This is a genomic window from Mycobacterium sp., assembly GCF_965229105.1.
GTDB lineage: Bacteria > Actinomycetota > Actinomycetes > Mycobacteriales > Mycobacteriaceae > Mycobacterium.
In genome coordinates, this window is the sequence record NZ_OZ245858.1 from 477,740 (window position 1) to 500,143 (window position 22,404).

21 protein-coding genes are annotated in these 22,404 nt (G+C 62.8%); 7 read left to right on the forward strand and 14 right to left on the reverse strand.

Features of this window, described 5'->3' with window-relative positions:
- Positions 1 to 136: 136 nt before the first annotated feature.
- From ADBZ9O_RS02245 to ADBZ9O_RS02260, 4 genes are all read right to left on the reverse strand, one after another.
- Positions 137 to 1,312, reverse strand: a complete 1,176-nt coding sequence (locus tag ADBZ9O_RS02245) for a TetR/AcrR family transcriptional regulator (protein ID WP_526527985.1) — start codon at positions 1,310 to 1,312, stop codon at positions 137 to 139.
- Positions 1,313 to 1,446: 134 nt separating this feature from the next.
- Entirely contained in the window at positions 1,447 to 2,046 is a 600-nt protein-coding gene (locus tag ADBZ9O_RS02250; protein WP_526527987.1) for a TetR/AcrR family transcriptional regulator, read from the reverse strand.
- Between the two features lie 148 nt (positions 2,047 to 2,194).
- Complete coding sequence (locus tag ADBZ9O_RS02255) at positions 2,195 to 2,821, reverse strand: TetR/AcrR family transcriptional regulator (RefSeq protein WP_526527989.1); 627 nt, start codon at positions 2,819 to 2,821, stop codon at positions 2,195 to 2,197.
- Positions 2,822 to 3,037: 216 nt separating this feature from the next.
- Complete coding sequence (locus ADBZ9O_RS02260) at positions 3,038 to 5,020, reverse strand: ArnT family glycosyltransferase (protein ID WP_526527991.1); 1,983 nt, start codon at positions 5,018 to 5,020, stop codon at positions 3,038 to 3,040.
- 321 nt (positions 5,021 to 5,341) lie between these two features.
- Here ADBZ9O_RS02260 and ADBZ9O_RS02265 point away from each other — a divergent pair, with 321 nt between their 5' ends.
- The 3 genes from ADBZ9O_RS02265 to ADBZ9O_RS02275 all read left to right on the forward strand — a co-directional run bounded on the left by ADBZ9O_RS02265 (position 5,342) and on the right by ADBZ9O_RS02275 (position 6,994).
- Positions 5,342 to 5,656, forward strand: coding sequence for a hypothetical protein (locus ADBZ9O_RS02265; protein WP_526527993.1), 315 nt, complete (start codon positions 5,342 to 5,344; stop codon positions 5,654 to 5,656).
- Between the two features lie 364 nt (positions 5,657 to 6,020).
- Positions 6,021 to 6,653 carry an MspA family porin gene (locus ADBZ9O_RS02270; RefSeq protein WP_526527995.1) on the forward strand — a complete coding sequence of 211 codons (633 nt, stop codon included), beginning with the start codon at positions 6,021 to 6,023 and terminating at the stop codon, positions 6,651 to 6,653.
- Entirely contained in the window at positions 6,650 to 6,994 is a 345-nt protein-coding gene (locus ADBZ9O_RS02275) for a hypothetical protein (protein ID WP_526527997.1), read from the forward strand. Before ADBZ9O_RS02270 ends, ADBZ9O_RS02275 begins: the two co-directional genes overlap by 4 nt.
- An 11-nt stretch (positions 6,995 to 7,005) precedes the next feature.
- Here ADBZ9O_RS02275 and ADBZ9O_RS02280 read toward each other — a convergent pair whose 3' ends face one another.
- The 5 genes from ADBZ9O_RS02280 to ADBZ9O_RS02300 form a co-directional block, all read right to left on the reverse strand.
- Positions 7,006 to 8,469 (reverse strand): CotH kinase family protein, encoded by a 1,464-nt coding sequence (locus tag ADBZ9O_RS02280; protein WP_526527999.1) that lies wholly within the window; start codon positions 8,467 to 8,469, stop codon positions 7,006 to 7,008.
- Positions 8,469 to 9,146 carry a DUF4956 domain-containing protein gene (locus ADBZ9O_RS02285; RefSeq protein WP_264068867.1) on the reverse strand — a complete coding sequence of 226 codons (678 nt, stop codon included), beginning with the start codon at positions 9,144 to 9,146 and terminating at the stop codon, positions 8,469 to 8,471. The genes ADBZ9O_RS02280 and ADBZ9O_RS02285 overlap by 1 nt, the downstream gene beginning before the upstream one ends.
- A 51-nt stretch (positions 9,147 to 9,197) precedes the next feature.
- Positions 9,198 to 10,106: a polyphosphate polymerase domain-containing protein gene (locus tag ADBZ9O_RS02290; protein WP_526528001.1), complete on the reverse strand. Its 909-nt coding sequence runs from the start codon at positions 10,104 to 10,106 to the stop codon at positions 9,198 to 9,200.
- Positions 10,107 to 10,322: 216 nt separating this feature from the next.
- The gene (locus ADBZ9O_RS02295; RefSeq protein ID WP_526528003.1) at positions 10,323 to 12,341 is read right to left on the reverse strand and encodes an ArnT family glycosyltransferase; all 2,019 of its coding nucleotides are present in this window, start codon (positions 12,339 to 12,341) and stop codon (positions 10,323 to 10,325) included.
- 50 nt (positions 12,342 to 12,391) lie between these two features.
- A complete protein-coding gene (locus tag ADBZ9O_RS02300; RefSeq protein WP_526533788.1) occupies positions 12,392 to 13,615 on the reverse strand; it encodes a bifunctional glycosyltransferase family 2/GtrA family protein in 1,224 nt (407 codons plus the stop codon).
- A 328-nt stretch (positions 13,616 to 13,943) separates the two neighbouring features.
- Here ADBZ9O_RS02300 and ADBZ9O_RS02305 point away from each other — a divergent pair, with 328 nt between their 5' ends.
- The 3 genes from ADBZ9O_RS02305 (at position 13,944) to ADBZ9O_RS02315 (ending at position 17,638) form a co-directional block, all read left to right on the forward strand.
- Positions 13,944 to 14,132 (forward strand): hypothetical protein, encoded by a 189-nt coding sequence (locus ADBZ9O_RS02305; protein WP_526528005.1) that lies wholly within the window; start codon positions 13,944 to 13,946, stop codon positions 14,130 to 14,132.
- Between the two features lie 1,234 nt (positions 14,133 to 15,366).
- Entirely contained in the window at positions 15,367 to 16,125 is a 759-nt protein-coding gene (locus tag ADBZ9O_RS02310) for a response regulator transcription factor (RefSeq protein WP_526528007.1), read from the forward strand.
- Between the two features lie 91 nt (positions 16,126 to 16,216).
- Entirely contained in the window at positions 16,217 to 17,638 is a 1,422-nt protein-coding gene (locus ADBZ9O_RS02315; protein WP_526528009.1) for a sensor histidine kinase, read from the forward strand.
- Here the strand turns inward: ADBZ9O_RS02315 and ADBZ9O_RS02320 are convergent, their stop codons facing one another.
- From ADBZ9O_RS02320 to ADBZ9O_RS02340, 5 genes are read right to left on the reverse strand one after another with little or no spacing between them, the layout of a single operon-like run.
- Positions 17,639 to 18,175: a TetR/AcrR family transcriptional regulator gene (locus ADBZ9O_RS02320; RefSeq protein ID WP_526528011.1), complete on the reverse strand. Its 537-nt coding sequence runs from the start codon at positions 18,173 to 18,175 to the stop codon at positions 17,639 to 17,641.
- Entirely contained in the window at positions 18,151 to 18,582 is a 432-nt protein-coding gene (locus ADBZ9O_RS02325; RefSeq protein WP_526528013.1) for a winged helix-turn-helix domain-containing protein, read from the reverse strand. Before ADBZ9O_RS02325 ends, ADBZ9O_RS02320 begins: the two co-directional genes overlap by 25 nt.
- Positions 18,583 to 18,640: 58 nt before the next feature.
- On the reverse strand, positions 18,641 to 20,029 hold the full coding sequence (locus tag ADBZ9O_RS02330; protein ID WP_526528015.1) for a glycoside hydrolase family 27 protein: 1,389 nt from the start codon (positions 20,027 to 20,029) through the stop codon (positions 18,641 to 18,643).
- 28 nt (positions 20,030 to 20,057) lie between these two features.
- On the reverse strand, positions 20,058 to 20,933 hold the full coding sequence (locus ADBZ9O_RS02335; protein WP_526528017.1) for a lysophospholipid acyltransferase family protein: 876 nt from the start codon (positions 20,931 to 20,933) through the stop codon (positions 20,058 to 20,060).
- Entirely contained in the window at positions 20,930 to 21,757 is an 828-nt protein-coding gene (locus ADBZ9O_RS02340; protein WP_526528019.1) for a class I SAM-dependent methyltransferase, read from the reverse strand. Before ADBZ9O_RS02340 ends, ADBZ9O_RS02335 begins: the two co-directional genes overlap by 4 nt.
- A 48-nt stretch (positions 21,758 to 21,805) precedes the next feature.
- On the opposite strand from ADBZ9O_RS02340, the gene ADBZ9O_RS02345 reads away from it, so the two are divergent.
- The gene (locus ADBZ9O_RS02345; protein WP_526528021.1) at positions 21,806 to 22,384 is read left to right on the forward strand and encodes a TetR/AcrR family transcriptional regulator; all 579 of its coding nucleotides are present in this window, start codon (positions 21,806 to 21,808) and stop codon (positions 22,382 to 22,384) included.
- Positions 22,385 to 22,404 lie beyond the last annotated feature (20 nt).

The window sequence follows — 22,404 nt, forward strand, 5'->3', positions numbered from 1 at the left end:
CCGAGTCCAGAACTTCTCGCTGTCGATCCGGACGTGGTGTGGGGCTAGAACGCAGCGTTGATTGCGATAGCTGCCAGCAGCACCAATGGGCCACGCTGGCAGACATTTTCGCGCCCGCCGGTGAGGTCAAGCGAGATCATGGTGCTCCGCCGGGGCGGTTGGCCGGACGCGGTGCGGACCCTGCCGGTGCGCCTGGCGCCGGCCGTCCGGGATGCGGGGCGGTGCCACGCACGGGAGGCGACGCCGGTGCTGCTGCCGGGCCCGGTCGCAGTGGAGCCGGCTGCAGCGCAGGCGTGAGGACGTTCCGCCCGGGCGCCCGGGTACTTGTGGGCTGCGGGCTGTCGACGACCGAGAGGCTAGGCCGGGCAGGCGCGGTCTGGGTGTCCACTGGCGGTGGGGGTGGCGGCTGCAGGACCGCGGGCGATATCTGCAGATCTGCGGTTGGCGCCACACTCGTTGGCTGAATGGTCGTTTCCACAAATGAGGATGCGGGCGTCAGTCCGGAATCGGTGGTCACGATCGGCGCCACCGGGGCTGACCAGGGCTCCATCAATGCGTGCGCCAGTGCGCCGGAGCCAAGCAGAAAAGCCAGAATGATCGGCGGCAGTAGCTGCAGCGGGACGCGACGCAAAGACGATGGTCGAGCCGAAACAGCATTTGAGCTCACGCTGGCTGACTGCGCCGAGGCGGTTGCCGCCCGAGACCAACGCACGGACGCGGGCGTTGTGGCCGACTGGGCCAGGGGGACGAGGTAGCGGCGTGCATAGTTCTCGATATCGGCACGGCTGGTGATGGGCCGCGCCAGGTCAGGCACCATCGGCAGTGAGAGTGCAAGGCGGACAAAGATATCGGCCAACGCCACCGGATCAGCGAGCGCCCGGTCACCAGCAACAGCCAAACGGTCCAGCCGCTGAGCCACCAACGCCATCACCGCATCCATCACCGCACCAGACTCGGTGGTCAAAAAGGGCAACACAATCTCAGGTTCAGTGCTCAACTCCCGCACCATCAAAGGATGGCTGTGCACCGCCCACACAATGCCACTGAACGACGCCACAACCATGTCATCGAAGCCCGCTTGAGAACTTGCTGCATCGAACGCCTCGTCAAAGACCCTGGTGAACTCGCGCTGCACCGAAGCACGGAACAACTCCGCCTTCGTCGGCCACCGCCGGTAGATCGTCATATGCGACACGCCTGCGTATCTCGCGGTCATCTCCACCGTGGCCCGGCGAAACCCGAAGTCGACCAACACCCGCAACGCGGCATCAAGAACTCCTGCCCCGGTCGAGTCCGGCTCCGACGCAGACACCACGATCACCTTTCGCCACACAATGCACCACCAACAGCATGAAGCGCCCTTATGATGTTACGCAACAGCTAACAGTGTCTACTTCGATCCTGGGATACTTCTGCCGAGACGACTCCCGAGAACCGCACCACCGGTCACAGACGTACGGTGGCCGACTGGGTCAGCGGGACGAGGTAGCGGCGTGCATAGTTCTCGATATCGGCACGGCTGGTGATGGGCCGCGCCAGGTCAGGCACCAGAAGTAGCGAGAGTGCAAGGCGGACAAAGATATCGGCCAACGCCGCGGGATCAGCGAGCGCCCGGTCACCAGCAACAGCCAAACGGTCCAGCCGCTGAGCCACCAACGCCATCACCGCATCCATCACCGCACCAGACTCGGTGGTCAAAAAGGGCAACACAATCTCAGGTTCAGTGCTCAACTCCCGCACCATCAAAGGATGGCTGTGCACCGCCCACACAATGCCACTGAACGACGCCACAACCATGTCATCGAAGCCCGCTTGAGAACTTGCTGCATCGAACGCCTCGTCAAAGACCCTGGTGAACTCGCGCTGCACCGAAGCACGGAACAACTCCGCCTTCGTCGGCCACCGCCGGTAGATCGTCATATGCGACACGCCTGCGTATCTCGCGGTCATCTCCACCGTGGCCCGGCGAAACCCGAAGTCGACCAACACCCGCAACGCGGCATCAAGAACTCCTGCCCCGGTCGAGTCCGGCTCCGATGCAGACACCACGATCACCTTTCGCCACACAATGCACCACCAACAGCATGAAGCGCGTCGTCAGGGCCTGACTCAGCATCACCAGCGTAGGCGTTGCTGGGATCTTCCGGTATGCAACCGCACAGAGCGGGGCCCGGGGTGGTGACAGTCCATCGCCTCACCGCACGAACGCCCGAACCAGTGGAACCACGCACCGGCGTGCGTAGCGGACCAGATCGGGGCGCCCGTGCAGCGGGGTCATCGACGCACCGCGCGTGAGAAGAAGGGACTGGATGAGCCTCGTCAGTATTTCCGTGAGCGCGTCAGTGTCCACGGATCGTCCTGCATGCTCTGTCACGACAGTGCCGATATGGTCGGTGATGGCCGCCGCACCCTGCCCAACGATGCGAGAGACCGATATCTCGGCGGTCGGCAGGATCATCCCAGCATCCGACCTGACCGCGCCGCCGACCAGCGGGTGACTGTCCAGGAACCACAGCACTGCGGCAAACGCCTCAGCGATCTGATCGTCGAGCTGGTCGCAGGACTGCAATGCAGATGTAACTTCGGTGAGGCGAGAACCTAAGTCCCGCAGCACTACTGCTGTCACCAGCTCTTGGATGGTGGGCCATAGGTGATAGACCACCTCGTCGGGTAAGCCGGCCAGGCTGGCGATGTCGGCGATCGTCGTGTTCTGGATCCCCGCCGTGATGAGCTCCTCGGCGGCCGCGCTGAGAATTTGCTCGGACAGCTGCGCGCGCAGATCGATCGGGTGCGGGCGCATCTCCCCCGGAGAGGCGCTCATCGGGCGATCCTCACCGCGACAACGAGCACCACAGAGGAACGGTGGTCAGTCATGTTCTGCATTTTCCGGTCTCGCGTCTGGGCGCCTGACTGCCACTGTCTCGGCGATCGTGCACATCGCGCTAGATTTTCCACCGAGACCATGGGCAAATCGTGGGGTTTACCTATGTATCAGCTGTGCACCTTTCTGGGACCGGTCGAGGCGTTCAGGCGACAGCTATCCGGCCGCCGGGCGCGTCAGGTCATAGAGCGAGACATCGTCAACGGTGACGGCGGTGTAGTGCTGCTTGACCCAGGCTTTGATCTTGTTGGCTTCGTTGTCGTCATTCGCGCCGGGCGGCATGAGCTGCTGTCCGCCGGCCTCATCCGAGGATCCGACGGGCATCGTCATCCCCGCTGACTCGATGTAATAGTGCACGCGGCCGTCTGCGACGTACGCCTGGAACTGCTCCAGTGTGGGTGCCGGATCGCTGGATCCGAAGCCGCCGAGCGCCATCACGGGATCCCCGGTCGCCAGCTGGTAGTAGCCGGCGTCTGTCGACCCTGGCGTTGCTGCGACCCAGGTGTACTTGTCCGCGTCCTGGCCAAGGGTGCCAACCATCTGACTGGACACCTGCTTGGCCCCCATGCCTGCTGCCGCGTGGGAATCAGCTCCCTGATTCGCCGGCGGCCCAAACGTGCTGCCAGGAATTTGCGGGCCCGCGGTGACCACACCACCGGTGTGAGAGGTGCTGACGGTCTGGACGCAATAGGACAGCGGTCCGGCCAGTGCGGCAACCACTGCTAGCCCTGCGGCCCACACCTTCAGGTCCGCACGACGCGGAGCGGTCGCAGGTAGCACGGTCGCGACGACGAGTCCCAGGACTGCGAGCACTGTCGCGCCGACGATGCCCCAGCGCAGCCATGGGACGAAGTCGGGCGTGCGGCCCAGCAGCACCCAGGCCCATCCTCCAGTGATGGCGGCGACGGCAATCAGAATCCATGCGGCCCATGCCTGTTGGCGCCGTCGCCACAGATCAGCGGTGCCGATGCCAACCAGGGCTGCGACGGCGGGCGCAAGCGCGACCGTGTAATAGTCGTGATAAAGGCCCGACATGAAGCTGAAGACACCTGCGGTGCCGACCAACCAGCCGCCCCATACGAGATATTGGGCGCGTTGCGGATCGGTGCGTGAGCTGCGGCCGCACGCCACCAGTCCGACGATGAGCAAAAGGAGTGCGGCGGGCAGCAACCAGGAAATCTGAGCTCCCGACTCGCCCGTGAACATCCGGGCCAGACCAGGTTCACCGAAGGGGCTAGATCCTCCACCGGCGGCGGGACCACCTGCGCCACCGGACCCGATACCGTCGCCGTCACCGCCCAGCAGTCGGCCAAACCCGTTGTAGCCGAAGGTGAGATCGAGGAAGCTATTGGTACTCGATCCGCCGATATAGGGCCTGCTGCTCGCTGGCCACAGTTCAACTAGCAGGACCCACCAACCCGCCGCCACGAGCATTGAGCCGAGAGCGGCCAGCAATTGCAGAAGTCTGGTCCGAAGACGCGGGGGGCCGGCGATCAGATAGGTCAGCCCAAGCCCGGGCACGACCAGCAACACCTGAAGTTGCTTGGTCAGGAACCCGAAGCCCACCAGGACACCGCACAGCACCAGCCAGCGGGTTCTTCCGTCGTCCACGGCGCGCGATACCGCCCACACTGCGGCGACCATCAGGAAGATAAGCAAGGCGTCGGGATTGTCATAGCGGAACATCAGGGTGGCGACAGGCGTGAGCGCCAGCGCCAGCCCGGCGATCAGACCGGCCACGGGGCCGAACCGTTTCTTGATGATGACGTAGAGCAACGCCACCGAGGCCACCCCGAGCAACACCTGTGGGAGTTGGATGGACCAGGTGTTGACACCGAAGATGCGGGCCGAGATCTCCATCGGCCACAGCGACGCCGGTGGCTTGTCCACGGTGATCGCATTGGCAGCGTCGGAGGATCCGAATAGGAAAGCCTTCCAGCTTTTCGTGCCGGCCTGCACCGCGGCGGCGTAGAAGGCGTTTGCCCACCCGTTCTTGCTAAGGCCAACTGTCCAGAACGCGGCAGTAGCCACCAATAGAAGGGCGAGACCGATTCGGGGCCAACGATCTTCGCGGGAGCCCTGCTCTGCAGGCACCTCAGCGGCGAGTGGTCGTTCCGTGGTGTCCGTGAGACTGGACATGTGTGTCATGCCATGATCATCGACTGACCCACTGGGCGAACCATTTGCCGCAGCTTTGCAGACGCTATGAACCCGCGACCGCCCCGATGACCTCGGGGGCACACATGCATATGCAGTACTGGGCCGCGACACAGCTTTGCCCTAGGTTCACCCGGAATGATAGACCGCGATCAGCCGACCGGAGGGCAGGGCATGAGGCGCCTTCCACGAGCAGTCATCGCGGTAAACTTCGCTGCCGCTGCAACACTCGGCGCGATATCCACTGCCTACATCGCCGCAGAAGGTCCCCTGCCATCGATTGGCGACCGAAGCAGCCTCGCGGTGCGCACTTGGCCGGACGGCCACCCGAGCGGACCGCACAGCACACAGATCCTTCAGAGTGGCGCGCTCGTCGCGCTCGACGACCGTCATGCCACCGTGGTCAGCTACGACGGCTACCGCCAGACGTACGCCATTGGTACGCAGACAGTGCTTGCCGACGAATCCGGCGCTACACCGCGGGTGGAGGGCTCAGTCTTCGAAGGTGACTGGGTGATCATCCAAGCGATCCGCCTTACCGGCGACGATATGGCGCTATCACTGACGCGGGAGTCTGGGCCGGGTCCGTTGCCGATCCCACCGCCGTCGAACTCCTGATTCTCGCTCATCGCCGCACGCCAGGCCAATAGGCAATGCTTACATATCCGACACTGGCTCTTCGCACATCGCAACCACAGCTTTGTACAGCAGTCTTGCACGCATGCGCTGTTCACCTCCGCGGCCGATATCGTGACACAGAGCGGTCGAGATGAGATGGCCAGAATATAACGCACATTGGGTGGTTCTCACGCTTGCACACAATCTCGCCGACCACCACTGATGTTGCACAGCAACGCAAGCGGACACCCACTACTCCAAGCGGCCACCGCTGGGCGGCGGTTCGATGCGTGGCGCACACGCCCTTCGCGTAGTCCGCCCTCATCGATGACGCCATCGGTGACATGCCGAGAACAGGATTGAAATGTTGTTGGCACACCGACTGATTCAGGCAGCAGCCTGCAGTACGGTTTTACTTTTTCTCGGCGGTGGTACCGCCGCGGCCGAACCGATTGACCTACCCGATGTAGCGCAGACCGGCGATACCGACGACGGCTGGAGGTTTACCCTGTCGATGACCCAGATCAGCGTCAACGCGGTTCCCAATCTCGCGGCGACACCCTTCACCAAGGAAGGATTCGTCTCCGGGAAGGTGCGGGCGACCATCGAAGGTGACGGACTGGTGCCGGTCAACTCGGGCTTCGTCATTCTGGGCGTGCAACTAGGATGTCAGGTCGATGTTGGCGACGGGCTCGACCTCGGCCTGGACGGCGACAGCGACTACGGGACGGACGAATACTTCGACGAGACACCCGAATCGTCGTTCAACCTCAGCCCAGAGATATCAACGACGGTTAAACCTGGCTCCATCAAGACACTTGGTCTCGGTAGCAAGGTTCTCAAGGGCCGAAACGCCAGCATCACTGTCCGCGATGCGCACATCCAGGTCGACGGGTGCGGTGGTCCGGTATCGGTACGGTTGTTCGCATCAGCGAAGATCAGTACCGACTCCGCCGACAACAGTGCCAATCTCTACGGAGATGTCCTGCCACTATGACGATTTCGAATCGAATGATCTTGCTGTTGTTCATCTTCGGATGGGTTGCCGTAGCGGCATCCGGTATTGCGCGCGCCGATGATGACGACGACGACGATGACGACGACTCAGGTAGCAGCAACAGCGACACATCCTCGATCGTGATCGACGTATGGCCGTCCGCGGATCTGGCATGGCCGCCGCGGTTGGCCGATGCCGGCATCGGCGCCAATTCGGGCGTAACCCCGCCCATTGTGCTTCCGGACGAGTGGCGGCCGGACGCGGTCTCTAGCTTGCCGACGGCGCCTCCCGAAAGAAACGCACCACCAATCGTCCCGGTGACGACTGACATCGCGCCCTGAGTTCGCCGCTGTCACTGCTCCCGTACCGCGGCCAGCGCCGATGTGCGCTCTTGGACCCAGTTGCGCATCTCGGTATCGGCGGACTGGAGGTCTCCGCCGGTGAGCTTGTCTGACAGTGGAATTCTCGCCACTACGGTGTCCAGAACTTTCAGAGCATCTCCGCCACTGTATATTTCGTCGTACAACGTCCAGTATGCGGCGTCATAGCGGTCGGTGAAGGCGCTGGCGGCAAGGAACCGGGTCTTCAACGAATTGTTTTTCGGGACCGCGCGTGGAGTCTCGTCCGGCGCTGCCGCCGGCGAAGTTTCACCCTGCATACCGTCCGCCGGCCTCATCCCCATAGAGATTGCGTCGTGCGGGCCGGCGGTTGCGTCGCCCTGCATCGCCAGGTTGAGATCCCACGAGATCACGGATATCAATCCGGAGTCGATGTCGTACCAGAGGTAGTAATTCTGGCCGGGCCCACCCATATCGTCGGCGTTCGCCAGGAGATTCTGGGTGGCGAGGTAGCGCGTGAGCGATTCGACGTCCACCCAGTCACCAAGCTCGCGGGCGAACTCGCTGTCATCGGCAGAGTCCAGCCATTTGACGAACTTGATGATGGGTTGAAGATCGCCTGTGCCTTCAGCATTGAGCTGTTCGAATTGACCGGTGTACTTGGCTTGGTCGTCTCCGACGTAAGCGAGTGTCGAGTTGGCATCTGCCTTGTACAGGTAACCGTCGGAGTCGAACAAGGAGTTCGCGTAATACTCGTCGGGGTGCTCCACTACCAGCCGTGTCGTGCTGGCGGCACCGTTGATCGAGTACACGGTGTAGGTGTATCGCTGCGTGGGTTGACCCGTATCGCTCGTGAGTGACAAGGCAAGCGCCTCGTTGAGCATCGGAGAGCCCGGCCGCACAGATACCTCCGTCATACCTTGGTAACCCCGACCCTCCGCGTTGTGACTGAAGCTGATCAACAGGGGTAAGGAAGCGGGGTCATCCTCGGACACGGTGGGCATCGCCGCACTGAGCCCGCCCGGCGCCTGAAATCCGGCGCTCACTCCCGGGGGCCGAAAGCCTTCCCCTCGCAGCGGCATCAAGGTGGAGTTGCCCTTCAGCCGAACGGCGGCGTCGGTGATGATGGTGCCGTCGATCGTGACATCAGCTGTCACCCACTTCTTTTCACCGTTATCGCGATAGGCCGAGATCATCTCGTTGTACTCCGGCGCGGTGATATCGACTGACAGCTGATGGGAGACCGAACTGTCGAAGAAATCTTCTGTGCCGGTGATATTTTCGGTTATCTCAGCCGCGATGATGGTCGCGTCACCGGTGATATACGGGCGGATCCGGACAGCTCCGAAGACCGCCGCCGATACGGTGACGAACACCACGAACGCCGCAAGCAATCTCCAATGCTGGCGAAGCGAGGTCGGGATGCGGTGGCGAAGTTTCCTGCGGGGCGGCGGGGCCGGGTCGATAGGCGGTGCCATCAGATGTCGGTCTGGTCGTAACCAGTCAGCACGGTGACCCGCTGGCCGGAATTGACTTCGCTGAGCGCTGCAATCAGATCCGGTGACTTCTTTCCTTTCTTCAGCTGCGCGGTGTAGTACAGCTCATTGAGGGCGCCGGCCCGGATGGACTCCGTCGAGACCAGTTCGAACTCCGAGCAGAATTCGATCAGCACATCCCCCACCCGGTCGTTGTATTCCGGCTCCGGCGGAATCTGTACTTTGACCACCTGGCGCTGGACGTCGAGCTTGAACCAGTTGAACCGGTGCATGATGAGGAGCACCAGGCAGATGGCCACAGTGGCCGCGATGGCCAATAGGTAAAAGCGCGTGCCCGTCGTCATACCGATGGCCATCACCAAGAAGATGAACCCGACATCACGAGTCTCTTTGATCGCGTTGCGGAATCGGATCACCGACAGAGCGCCGACCAAGGCGAAGGCCCGCGCGATATTGGACCCGACAACGAGCATGATGAGGGTGATGATCATGCCGCACATCACCAGCGTCTGTACGTAGGACTGGCTGTAAGAGACATTCTTGTGTGTACGTCGATACACCCAGCCGATAACGGTGGAGAGTACGAACGACAGTGACAACGACACAACGATGTCGAAGGTGGTGAATGTTCCACTGAGGTCTTGCAAATCAAACGTCATAGCGCTAGTCCTGTCTTGAGTGCGGAGCCGGAACGTCAGACGTTCGGCGCCTTAAGAAGAGAGCTGAGAAAAGATGTTCACGGGCACCCGGGTGTCGGCATCCGTCGGCAGTTCCAGCTCTGGGGCGCCGGTCCGCGAACGCGGCGCCAAGCCAAACGCCTGTACCGATTGGCAGTACTTCGACACCCGGATGACGGACATATCCATCCGCGCACACAGGTCACTGACCCAGTAGGGCACACGCTCATTGGCCTTGACCTCGAGGATGGCGAGTTTTGGCGGGATGACAAATCGGTTCTCCGCCTTGGCGGTGAAGTCGAAATCGCGGTCGCGGCCATGCACTTTGTGATCGATGGTCACGCGCAACCCCAGATCGGCATCTCGGCCGACGAATGCTTCGCGCAGGTACCCGGTGGTGACGATCGGTCGCAGATCCAGATTGCCGATCAAGGTGGTGACCTCGTGGATGAATGGTTGATGCGATGGATCGCTCTCAATTTCCTGACGGCCATTGAGCCAACGCTTCGCCAGCGAGTAAGGGAGCGCGATCCGGCGTTTCTGTGTGACCCGATTGACGCGCTGCTTTATCTCGATCTGCACAGGAGTCTCCTCGGTGCACTCCGCTGGCGAGCCATACAACCGCATTCGGAGCTTGCGCCGAAACTTCAATCCCTCGATTTTCTCCCAGAAGAATCGGAGATCGGGTGTGTCGTAATACAAGGACGTCACGGGGTATCCGCCGCGAGGGGAGAAACGATCGACATCCATCCGGGCCGCCAGTTCCTCACGCAGTCGTGGCACCTCTAATTCGTCGATGAAGTACTTGATCTCGTATCGATTGAAGGCATGGAGCCGACTTGCGGTCTGCTGATATCCCGTCGGTTTTGTTGGCACGTCCTCGGTTTGCGTCCGGTCGGCCGTCGACTCGGTGTCTCTGCGGAATCGCTTGAACGCACTCATTCGGCTATCCCGTGCTGCCTGTAGATGCTGACTTCCCCTCTGCGGTCACCGAATACAGATGGTGAACTTTTCATGAACCTGTGGTGAACCAACCATGAGGTATCGACATGTGTGCGACCTGTGCTGGGGATCGGTGTCGCATATGAGCCGCACGGGCGGCGGAATCCCGCTCAGGCGCAGACTATTTCATCGCGTCGGTCGAAACCTGCCGGAGCCTCAGTGGGCAGGAACAGTCAGGTCGTACAGCACGACGCCGTCGACGGTGGTCGAGCTGTAGTGCTGCTTGATCCACTCGCTGATCTTTTCGGATTCCGACTTCGCTCGGGAATCGTCACCGCCGGGGCGCATCCCCGGGTGTGACGAGTCCAGGTAGTAGTGGATGCGCCCGTCCCCGACGTAGCTCTGAAAACGTTCCAGCGTCGGTGCAGGATCCAATCCACCGAACCCTCCGATCGGCATTACCGGCTTACCCGTTGCCAGTTGATAATCCGAGGCACCGCCCATCGATCCGCTGGCCGCGGCGACCCACGTATAGGCGTCGGCGTCGGTGGCCAGGAGCGTGGTGACCTGTTGTGACACCTTGTCTCCGGACGGTGGTGGGCCACCAGGGCCACCAGGGCCGCCAGGACCACCAGGACCACCAGGACCACCAGGTCTCCCTGAATCGGAGCTGCCACCGGGGAACCCCGGCATACCCCCGCCCTTCGTCGGCGGCCCCGCGGTGATGATAGGTCCGCTGTGCGCAGCGCTGACGGTCTGGACGCAGTACGCGACCGGTCCGGCGATCGCCGCGACCACGGCCAGCCCGGCCGCCCACACTTTGAGCTCGCGACCGGCCAGGCTCAGACGCGGCCGAACCGCCGCGACGAGGAAGATTACGACTGCCCCAGCACCTACGGCGACGACGACCCAGCGCAGCGCAGGCAGGAAGTCGGGTGTTCTATTCAGCAGGATCCACGCCCACGCGGCGGTCAACGCGATTGCTGTGCCCAGAATGGCAGTGACCCAGACCTTTTCGCGATAGCGCCACAGATGTACCGCGCCGATACCGACCACGGCCGCTACCGCAGGAGCCAATGCCACGGTGTAGTAGTCGTGGAAGATCCCCGACATGAAGCTGAATGTCAGACCGGTGACCAGGAGCCAGCTGCCCCACCCAACATAGGAAGCACGCAGCATGTCGGTACGCGGCGCGCGTCCGCACAGTACTAAGCCAGCGACCAGCAACACCAGCGCCGCCGGGAGTAGCCATGAGATCTGCGCGCCCGACTCGCCTGCGAACAGTCGGGTGATGCCGGCCTGCCCGAACATCGGCCCCCCTGGCCCACCGGGGCCTCCGCCGCCACCCGGTGGCGGGCCGGGAAGCCCACCTCCGCCGCCCGCACCGCTACCGAAGATGCGGCCTAAACCGTTGTATCCCAGGGTCAGCTGCAGAAAGCTGTTGTTCGATGAGCCGCCGATATAGGGGCGATCCTGCTTGGGCCATAGTTCGACAAGTGCCACCCACCAGCCGGCCGCGACAATGGCGGCGGCCAATCCCGCGACCAGCTGCAGCAGACGAGTTCGCAGCCGCGGTCGCCCAGCCATCAGGTAGGCGACCGCCAATCCTGGTGTGACCAGCATGACCTGTAATTGTTTGGTGAGGAAGCCGAAGCCGATCAGCGCACCGCACAGCACAATCCAGCGCGTGCGGCCACTGTCGATACCCCGCAACAGGGCCCAGACTGCGGCGACCATCACGAACACCAGGAGTGCGTCGGGGTTGTTGTAGCGGAACATCAAAGTGGCCACCGGTGTCAGCGCCAGCAGCGCACCGGCGATCAGGCCCGCACCCGGTCCGAACGCCCGTCGTACCGCGGCGTACACCAGCGCCACCGAGGCCACGCCGAGCAGCACCTGCGGAACCTGCAGAGACCACGAGTTCATCCCGAACAAACGAGTGCTGAGCTCCATCACCCACAGCGAGGCTGGAGGTTTGTCGACGGTGATCGAATTGGCAGCATCCGATGAGCCGAACAGGAAAGCCTTCCAGCTTTCGGTGCCGGCTTGTACCGCCGCCGCATAGAACGCGTTGCCCCAGCCGTTGCGGCTGAGCCCGATAGTCCAGCAGGTCGCCGTGGCGAGTAGCAACGCGATCAGCGCCGGCCTGACCCAGCGCGGGTCCGGCGAAGTCTCGATGGTGGTTGGCGCAGCACCGCGCGGTTGGGCTGCTGGCGCTTGTGTTTCGGTAGTCATGATTCCCCCGGAAGTGATCGGTTGGCTCGGCGACGATGGCGGTTCTGCGGTCAGCGGTTCGGGTGGAATATCCAGGTTCGTAAGACGACAAAGCGCAGCACGGTGGCCGTCAGATTGGCAACGACGAGCACGCCGAGCTCAAGCCAGTGCGGCGCCGGGTTGACCAGGGCGTGCACGCTGGCCAGCGCTCCCCCGGTGATCGCCAGAGCCATCCCGAAAACCAGCAGACCCTCGGCGTGCTGACGGATCCACCGGCCGTGTCCGCGGATACCGAAGGTGAACCGCCGGTTGGCTGCGGTGTTACCAATCGCCGTGACCAGAAGGGCGACAAAGTTGGCGGCCTGGGCACCCACCACGCTTTGGAGCGCGCTAAACAGCAGCAGGTAGGCCAGCGTGCTGACAACACCGACCACCGCGAAGCGGATCAGCTGGTGTGCCCCGCTGCGCGGCGCGGTGACCGATCGCGGGCCGAGCTGCGCAGCCACCTTCTCGACGGGGATCGTTCCGCCGGCAAAGCCCTTCAACAACCGGGCGACACCTTTGAGGTCATCGGTGGCTGTCGTGATGATGTCGACTCGGCTGTCGGGGTCGTCGACCCAGTCGACGGGTACCTCGTGGATGCGCAAGCCGGATCGTTCGGCCAACACCAGCAGCTCGGTGTCGAAGAACCATCCGGTGTCCTCGACCAGGGGCAGGAGCTGCTCGGCCACGTCGGCGCGGATGGCTTTGAAACCGCACTGGGCATCAGAGAACTTGGCCGAGAGCGTGGACTTCAGAATCATGTTGTAGCACCGGGAGATGACCTCCCTCTTGGGTCCGCGGACCACGCGGGAGGTGCGCGCCAGCCGCGTCCCGATCGCCAGGTCGGAATGCCCGGATATCAACGGCGCGACCAACGGCGCCAGCGCCGCCAGATCGGTGGACAAGTCGACATCCATATAGGCCAGAACGGGGGAATCGGAGTTGGCCCAGACGGCATTCAAGGCGCGGCCGCGGCCCTTCTGCTCGAGCCGGACCACTCGGACGCCATCGAGTTCCTCAGCAAGCTCGGCCGCGATGCGCGGCGTCTCGTCGATGCTCGCGTTATCGGCGATCGTGATGCGGGCGGAGAACGGCAACGTGTCGGCAAGGTAGCGGTGCAGCTTGCGCACCGAGTTCGCCAGCGCTGCCTGCTCGTTGTACACCGGCACCACGACGTCGAGAACCGGTGCGCCGCGTCGCGCGGCGTCTTCCAGGACGTTGGTCCGCGGGCGGGGCGATAGACCGCTCGACATGCCATTCGACAGGCCTTGGTCGGTGGCGTGGGCGTCAATCAGCATCTGGGTCATAGGGCAAATCCTGCGGCCCCGAGCTGTGCCGGATGTGGGCCGAACATTTGTAAAAGCTATGCGAATCGTCGGCGCAGGCCGCCATCGTCTGGCAACCGAATTGTGTTAGCTGCCGGCGCATAACAATTTGATATACCGCGCATAGCGTCCGCACACGCCGCCGGGGCACTCTCGGTACTGCTCGATCCAACACAACTAGAAGGGGTGAGCGATCAAGTGAATCGTCAACAGAAGTTCATCGGCATTGCACTGATGTCAGGAGGGTTGGCACTCGGTGGGATGCTCAGCGCCGGGGCCGCGAGTGCTGCCCCGCCGCCACCATGTTTCCCTGGTGCCCCATGCGGCCCAGGTGGACCAGGAGGCTTTGGTGGACCCGGCGGTCCGGGCCTTGGTGGACCAGGCGGACCTGGTTTCGGCGGACCGGGCTTTGGCGGACCGGGAGGGCCGGGCGGCCCGCCACTAGCCTTTGGTGGCCCTGCAGGGTTTGGTGGCGGCTTCGGCGGTCCACCCCCGCCACCGCCAATCTGCTTGCCGCTTCTACCGTGCGGGCCGCCGCCGTTCTGATCCCGACCAACAGGTCAAGCACTCCGGGGCGGGCCGCGAATCACCTATTCGCAGCCCGCCTCGGATCGCGTTGTAGAGCAACATAATTCATTCATGATCAGCAGGACGTAGCGAACCTGACAACGCGCCCAATATGAAATACCATGTGAAGCGCCTGGTTCCGACGCGTCACATGGCAGGTAAGTTGCCCGGCCTCCGGAACTACCGCGGTGGCGGCGGTGGGCAGGGAGCGTTCGGCGGGCAACCGGGCGGCGGCGGATCGGCACTGGCAACGCCAGCACCGATACCACCGCCGGCCAGACCGACCGTCGCGCAAATCAAAGCCGAGCACAGAAGCCGGCGCCGGCGGCTTGTCGTTGTCTTCATATGACCTCCTCCTTGGGTGAGAAATGGGTTGTGCCCCAAGGACTATAGCCAGATATAGCCGGCGCAAAGTATCCGTAGAGTATCGATTCCTTGTGTATCGGCTTAGCGTATCGGTGTGCTTGAAATCACCGGCTTTATTTCTCCCAGTCGCGAAAGTGTCTATGGCGCATAGCTTTCTACGAGTACGTCTCAGGAAAACGCAACCCAACAGATATCTTGCACACAGCTTCTACCCACAGAGCTAACGCAAACTTGCTGGAGTACAACCGCTGTCAACCAGAAAGATACGTGGTCACACCATGACTCAACATCGAAAACTCATCGGCATCGCGCTGCTCACGGGTGGTCTCGCATTAAGCGGCTTTGTAGGCCAAGGGGTAGCTAGCGCCGCTCCGCCGCCGCCATGCCTGCCTGGCGCACCCTGCGCACCCGGTGGTCCTGGCGGCCCCGGTCCCGGTGGTCCCGGCCCCGGCCCCGGTGGTCCCGGCCCCGGCATGGGTGGGCCGGGAGCTCCTGGCCCAGTCGGACCGCCCGCACCATGCCTTCCGCTCACGCCGTGCCCGCCGCGCTAACGTGCTGAACCGCGCAATGATCCGGTAGGAGGAGGCCTCCGAGACATGTCCGGGCGGCTAAAAGCGCCGCGGGCTGTTTCGGAGGCCTCTTTTGTCTCACTGTGCACAATCTCACCAACGTTTCCTGCCAGCGCATAGCTGATACATAGCCCGCCGACAGCATTCGCCCACGTAGTCGGCGCAAAATTTGACCCGATGCATACTCGCAACAAGACCGTCCGGTTGAGCACGGCTGGCCACTCTGAGGTGGTCGCCACCAAAGCCGACGGCAGCCCGATCCACGTGCTCGTGGTGGACGACGAACCGGCCATCACCGAGCTGGTGTCCATGGTGCTGCGGTATGAAGGGTGGCAGGTCTCGTATGCCACTGACGGGGCGAGCGCAGTCCGAGCCGTCCGCGAGCACACACCTGACCTGGTTGTTCTGGACATGATGTTGCCGGACATCGACGGTCTGCAAGTCTTGCCACTGCTTCGTGAGGTCAGACCCGGTCTTCCCGTGTTGTTCCTGACAGCGAAGGACTCTGTAGAAGACCGCGTCGCAGGCTTGAGTGCCGGCGGCGACGACTACGTCACCAAACCGTTCAGCGTCGAGGAAGTACTTCTACGACTGCGTGCACTGGTGCGTCACACCGGTATCGCCGTCGCAGAGAACGTCACCACGCTCGTCGTCGGCGATCTCACCCTCGACGAGCGCAGTCACGAAGTCACGCGGTCGGGAGACCCGATTGTGCTCACCGCCACCGAATATCAGCTGCTGCTGTACATGATGGAAAACCCTGGCCGCGTGCTGAGCAAGGCGCAGATTCTCGACGACGTCTGGGACTACGATTTTGCGGGCCGCTCCAACGTCGTCGAGCTATATATCTCCTACCTGCGCAAGAAGATTGATGCCGGCCGCCGGCCGATGATCCATACGATGCGCGGTGTCGGATATGTGCTCAAGCCGGCCTGACGTCGAGGGCTCTAACACCACCAGGTGTGGGTAAGTGAGACCTGCGGCGTGGTCGCTGCGAACCCGTCTGGTGACCACTGTCGCGGTTCTGATGACCGCGCTGTCACTGGCGATCGGGACGGGCACCGTGGTGGCCATGAAGCACTTCCTGATCGGGCAGCTCGACGACCAACTGCGTGATGCAGGATCACGGTCACTGATGTTCTTCACCCTTGGGCCACCGCCCTTTATCCGCTTTCCGGGGCCGGGGCCGGTATTTCTTGACGCGCCCGGGCAGTCCACCGGAACTGTCGGTGCCGTTGTCTCCGACGGTCGCATCGATGACGCCGCTGTCATCATGACCACCGGTGACCGGATGGCGCTCAACCACGTTGCCGCACAGCAGCTCGCGAATCTTCCCATGCATCAACCGATATCGGTTGACCTCGATGGCCTCGGCGAGTACCGGGTAGAGGCTCAGCCCGGGAGCAACGCGCACGTCGTGGTGACGGGCTTGCCGATGTCGGTAATCCACGCGACCCTCCTGTCGGTGGTCGCGGTCTTCGGCGTACTGGCCACCATTGGACTCGTGCTCGCGGTCGTTGCCGGCATCATCATCGTGCGACGCCAATTGCGCCCGTTATCGATCATGGCCACCAGAGCGCGCGAGGTGGCCCAACTCGAGTTGGAGCGACGCGAGGTTTTGCTGCCCACGCCGGTCGTCCAAGTTGATCCCGCGGCTGAGCGAACCGAAGTCGGTCAGCTTGCCGGTGCCTTGACGATGATGATGAACAGGATCGCCGAGGCATTGGCCGCACGGCACGCCAGCGAGGCACGCGTACGGCAGTTCGTCGCCGATGCCAGTCACGAGTTGCGCACCCCGTTGACCTCAATCCGCGGCTATACCGAATTCGCTCAGAAGCTTTCGGCGGGTGGGCACACCGATTTGCCGTACGTGTTGGGCCGCGTCGAGTCAGAAGCAATACGGATGACAGGGCTCGTAGAAGACATGCTTCTTCTCGCTCGCCTTGACGAAGGCAGACCACTCGGGGCCGAGGAACTCGATCTGTCCGAGTTGATCATCGACGTGGTCAGCGACGCACAGATCGCTGGTCCTGATCACCGTTGGACAGTTGATCTGCCCGACGATCCGGTGCTTCTCACCGGTGACCGCGCGCGCCTTCATCAGGTGTTGGCCAACTTGCTGTCGAATGCGCGCGTCCACACACCGCCCGGCACCGAGGTGATCAGCCGACTGAAGTGGGCGGACGACGGCGGCGTGCTGATCCACATCGTCGACAACGGTCCCGGTATCCCGGCGGAGCGGCAAGACGAAATCTTCCAGCGGTTCGTCCGAGGCGACAGCTCGCGTTCTCGACGGGCCGGTAGCACCGGCTTGGGCCTGGCGATCGCATCGGCTGTGGTGCGGGCCCATCATGGCACCATCCGAGTCGACTGCGTCTCGGGGGAAACAACTTTCACCGTCGCGCTGCCTGCATCCGTCACGAGCTGCGGAGCAGCCGCGGCTACGTGATCAACCTGCGGGCGATTGCGCCGTTTGGTCCAGAACTGTCAACCAGTATTCAAACACGCGCTGCGCCTGAACGTCCGTGCCGACAAAGCCCGCATAGACGCCAAGGCCCAGGACAAGAGCCACCCTCGCCTCCACAGCCGTGGGCAATTCGGTGTCCTGATCGTCGCCGCGGCCAGGTTTCACCGCGGTCATAGAGGAGCCGAGGAAGGCACGCACCTGTGCCAAAATTGCGACTCCCTCGTCGACGACCTCAGGATGCCTGCTGCAGTCCATAACCAAGCTCGGCAGAAACGCAGCGACAGACCAAGCACCATCAGGGTTGAGAATCCTGGTGACAAACTCAGAAAACTGAGAATCGATTCGCTGGCCATGGGCCGAGAATTCGATGGCAGATACTGTCCGGCCAATCTCGTTGTACACCTGCGCCAGAACGGCTTTGTACAGCATGGTCTTGGACTGGAAGTGATAGCTGATTGTGGGGCGGGTGACGCCAGCGGATTCGGCTACTGCCGCTAGGCTGAGGGCGTCGAAGCCCACCTTGAGAATGAGATGTTTTGCGGCGTTGAGTATCCGGACTTTCGATGATTCAAGCCGCGCGGCCGTCCGCGGCTCCGCGGGTCGGCGCTTCCGGCGGTCGCTAGCTCGCGCGATACGGGCTCTTGCACTGTCGTATGCGAATTGGTAGAAGCGAGTGCACGCAATTTGCCGGGACAGGTTTGGTAGTAGTCCGTCGCCAGCCGCCGATGTGACTCAACCAACCCAGCTTCGAGAAGGACTTTCAGTTCTGCGCCAACCACCGATGCCGCCACTCCCGTGAGTTTCGCCAGTTCGTGGTAAGTCATTCCCCCACTGGCCGATTCGCGGAGCGCAGACATCAGGAGAAACCGCACCGGGTCACTGAGAAGTTCGAGTGTGGCATCAGTTTCGCCGATCTCCTCGGCCATCAGACCGTGGCAGCGAGTCTGTGATCGCGGCGGTCGCGAAACCAGATGACGAAGCGGCTTAGTGGGAGCATGACTCTGCTGCTTTGACTCGCAATAGCCGAACGGCGTGAGGAGCGAGAGATTCCGCGATGATGTCACCGGTCGAGCTGGTGGTTGTGCGGCCCTCCCATAGCTCGCGCTGCTGGTAGCAGGGCACAGCGGGCAGGCCTACTGCGGTGGCTGTGGTGGCGATATCTGCGGCGGTGCCCGAAGTGTTGAACAAGGCAACGGCCACAGAGGAATCCGCGAGCGGTCTAGCCCAGATCCGGCCATCGCCGCTGATCCGATGGGGTTTGGCCATGAGTGGGTCCTGGTCGATGGCGATAACCTCGCGATTGGTCAGAATCGACAGCGTCGTCGGTGACATCGAGCGCAGATCGTTACCGGCCAGCAGCGGGGCACCCAACATGGCCCACAGCGAAAAGTGGCTGCGCTGCTCGTCTTCGGTCAAGCTGGGTGGGGTGGTGGCCATCCACTGCACGGTCTGCGCCGGCATCGCCAACATCGGCGCGAGCATGGCGCGCTGCCGGGCGGACATGGACTGGGTCTGCGCGCTGTCGACTAACAGGTCTCGATGGTTGAGAAAGAAATCACGCCACGTCACACCAACGACCAGCATGTCCGCGTCGCTAAGATAGCCAGGCCGGGTGATGCCGTCGGCGGCTTGAGTGAACTGGTCAGGTACACCGTTGAACATGCCGGCGGGGAGCGGGTCGGTTGCGCCTGGCGGGGAGAACACATAACGCCACAACGGAACCAGATCCCCCGAAGTACGCACCACATCGGCGATTCCGGACCAGTCGAAGCGGTTGCCCGCAGTCGTGTCGTCGGAGCTATTGGGGTTGATGCTGTAGACGATGTGGCGGTCGGTTTTCCGCAGCGCCGATCCCATCGCGCGGAACACTGCTACCTGCTCGTCGTGGTTGGCATCGTCGCTGCACCAGTCGTACTTGAGGAAGTCAATTCCCCACGCAGCAAAGGTGGCAGCGTCCTGGGTTTCATGACCGAGACTTGCGGTGCCCACACCTTGTCCGCACGTTTGATTGAACGGGCTTGAGTACAGTCCGAACCGTAGCCCTCGTTCATGTGCGTAGTCGACCAACGGTTTCAGCCCGAGCGGAAACCGCCGCGGGTCTGCCATCAGTTCGCCGGAGGAATTGCGTTCGGGCGCAGCCCATCCGGCGTCGAGGTTGACATAGGAATACCCAGCGTCACGCATGCCAGAGGACACCATCGTGTCGATGGTCTGCCTGACGGACTGGTCGTTGATCTCGATTCCGGAGTTCCACGAATTCCACCCCATCGGCGGAGACAGTTGCGGTGGGGCCGCAATGATGACGTCGATGGGGTGGTACGTGCAGCCAGAAACGGCGGCGACCACACCCAGCGCGCAGAGCAGTCGGCGCACAGCTTCGATCTCCTGGTCTGGTGAGTGGCTAGGACGTGACTGGTTCTGAGCGCGTGGCATCACGCCAGGCCAGGGGGTTCCACTCCCGGAATGGGTCATCAGCCCGGATATCTTGCAGCTCTTGCAAGATGGATTCCAATGCTGTCTGGCTGGTCTTCTTGACGGTCTCGACCCACTCGGCATCAGAGACGCCGTCGGGCTTGGTGGTGTCGATGGGTTGGCCGAAGCGCAGATACATCCGCTGCGGGCTGGGGATCAGTGTCGGCCCGATCCCCCGCACCAAAGGCATTGTCATGCCGGGTTTCCCGGTGATCGCCTGGCCAACCCTCTCGGTGAGTCGGCCCAGCAGGCTGTCCCGGGTGTAGAGGCTGTGGTAGATGTCATCGCCACCGACGTGACCGACCGGAACGATGGGATACTCGTTGGCGATCGCCAACCGAGCGAACCCCGCCCGTCCCTCCCACTTCAGGTGGTACTCCTCGCCTTTGAATTTGCCTATCTCACGACCGCCGCCTGGAAACACCAGCAACGTCTCGTTGTTCTCCATCAGTTTCGTCGCGTTCTCGGGGGTACCGACGACCCCACCGCACGCCGCCAACAAGTCACCGGCCAGGCCCGGCATCGAGCCCATCCCGCGCTCGGTCAACGGCCGCACCCGAGTGCCAATCGCCCGGCGGACTGCCAGGCAGGTCAGCCAAGCTTCGGCCATCCCGCTCTGGGTGTGATTGCCGACCAGGAAGAAACGCCCGTCCCGCGGCAGGTTTTCGGTGCCATCGACATAGGGCAAGGTGAGATCAATGGCCGGCCAGATGGCATCGGCGGTGGATTCGGCAATTTTGCGCAATGCACGGACGCGGGCGGGCTGGTCGATGATCTGCTCAGTCTTGGCTGCGGCATTTTTCATGAGGGTGACCCCTTCTTTGAGGTGGATTGTGGGCAGGAGAAGACGGCGGTGATCGGGCGTAAACCGAAACCGGTGTGTGGTGGTTGAAGGAACTCGATGGTCATCTGCGGGTGGGCTGCCTTGCCGAGCGCGACCAAGGCCGATGGCGAGTAGGCCCGCAGGGAACTGATGACTCCGTCGTGCATGGTCGGTGGGATCGACGACGGCGGCATGAGAGCCAACGACATCGGCGCCATGGCGATCGGCGTGAGCAGGATGCCCAGCGGCGACTCGCGCCTCAGGTCGATCACCAGGAAGCGCGATGCCACGCGCGTGGCCTCGGCGATGGCCCAACACGCTGCCGCGGGCGGCAGGTGATGGAAGGCCAGCGCGAACACCACCAGGTCATAGCTGGCGTCAGCGGCATCGATGGCGGTCGCGTCGATGACCTGGGTCCGCGCCCTGGGGTGGGAGCCGAGCGGCCCCGCGGCCATCTTGGCTACCGACGTCGGGTCCAGATCACTGGCGGTGACGGTGGCGCTGGGATGCAACTGCAGAATCTGCGCCGATAACCGGCCATGACCGGCGCCGATCTCCAAGATGCGCGGGTTGGCGATATCGGCGACGACCTGCAACGCGGTCCTGGCGTGCTGCTCATGTTGACCGGTGCGAACACCGATCGCATCCAACGCGTTGATCACCCGCTGCTTGGTCTCATCGGAGACATCGTCTCGGTCGGTGTACTCGAGGCGGTCCGTCTGCAACAGTCGATCAAGCCACGTCGCATCGGGTCCGCCTCTGGGCATCGAGGCAATCGCATGTTCTGCGGTGTTCTGCTCGGTCATATCTACCAAATTACCAAACGAACCGGTTCGTTTGGTTATGATTTCCCTATGAGAAATACCAGCGAGCTACGCGGTGTGATCATCGACGCCGCCCGCGCCGAGTTCGCACGCTATGGACTGGCCGGTGCCCGAATCGATCGGATCGCCAAGTCGGCCAACGCCAGTAAAGAGCGCCTCTACGCACACTTTGGCGACAAGGAGGCCCTGTTCCGCCAAGTGGTCGCCGCAGACAGCACCGAATTCTTCGGCGCAATCGGCGTACGACCGGACGCCGTGGCCGAATTCGCGGGAGATATCTACGATCTGGTCACCACCATGCCCGAGCATCTGCGGATGATCACCTGGGCGCGGCTAGAAGGCGTGCCGATGGAGGAACCAGAGCTCGATGGCCGCAAGATCCGCGATCGCGACGCCGCCGCCATCGAGGCCGCTCAGGCTGCCGGCTACATCGACGCCGACTGGGATCCGCAGCAATTGCTGATCGTGTTGTTCGGCATCGGGATGGCCTGGGCGAGCTGGCCACAGGACCAGCCCGGCGGCGCGGACGCTCAGGCAGTCAGCCGTGCCACCGCCGTCGACGCCGCCACCCGTATCCTCAAGCCCCACCCGGCCGTCCTGTCGAAATAAGCTGGCGGACAGAGCATCTG